The 662-nt window shown below is 43.4% G+C and carries 1 protein-coding gene; it reads left to right on the top strand.

Annotated elements, in window-relative coordinates; all coding sequences use genetic code 11:
- Positions 1 to 232 precede the first annotated feature (232 nt).
- Positions 233 to 637 carry a hypothetical protein gene (locus C2M32_RS16580; protein ID WP_158678255.1) on the top strand — a complete coding sequence of 135 codons (405 nt, stop codon included), beginning with the start codon at positions 233 to 235 and terminating at the stop codon, positions 635 to 637.
- The last annotated feature ends 25 nt before the right edge of the window (positions 638 to 662 follow it).

Here is a 662-nt window from a genome sequence, read left to right as displayed (position 1 = left end):
ATACCTATGGTGATAGATTTGATGTAGTTAAAGGGCGGTTGCTAAACCTGCCGACCATTGTAAATTAACACCGATTAGACGCCACCCTACTAGACAGGATATGGGCGGCGTACTACATCGCATAGGAAAATAAGCCGTTAAGACCATGACCATTGTTTATCAATATCCTCAGGATATGCCTTTCTTGAGCCTTTATTTTTTCATTTTTTGTTTGGCAGTGGGGACTGTGATTATGCTTGCCATGTCCTCAATTAAGTGGTGGGTAAAAGCCATCTGGTTAGGCTATTGTGGGTTCTCTATCTTTGGTTTTGAGGATGATGCAAGAGAAATTGAGATTGAAACGCGCTACTCAGAGGTGGTGACAACCTTGCGAGGAAAGCTGACGCTGTTAGAAGAGGTTGGTCGCGGCGTAGGGTATATCTATCAGATAGGTGACACGGTTTTTCATCAATCGCCAAAAGGGAGTGGATTTCATCGGCACTGTTATCGTACAGCCAATTATAAACGATACCTTGGCAAGGAAATTGAACTGGATTATCACTACAAGGTAAAGCGCTATGATGACGACGAAACCGATCCCATTGTCATCAAGCGACTTACAGGACACTGTGTTACGCGATTTGTGGTACATGATTAGGAAGTAGTGCCTTAGTGAGTATGTT

The organism is Pseudoalteromonas sp. T1lg23B (assembly GCF_002964665.1).
GTDB lineage: Bacteria > Pseudomonadota > Gammaproteobacteria > Enterobacterales > Alteromonadaceae > Pseudoalteromonas.
Note: the sequence above shows the minus strand (reverse complement) of the source record. Positions and strands in the feature narration are given on the sequence as shown.

Excerpts from the sequence above, each read along its gene's own strand:
- C2M32_RS16580 (WP_158678255.1), top strand. The coding sequence starts at position 233 with ATGCTTGCCATGTCCTCAATTAAGTGGTGGGTAAAAGCCATCTGGTTA.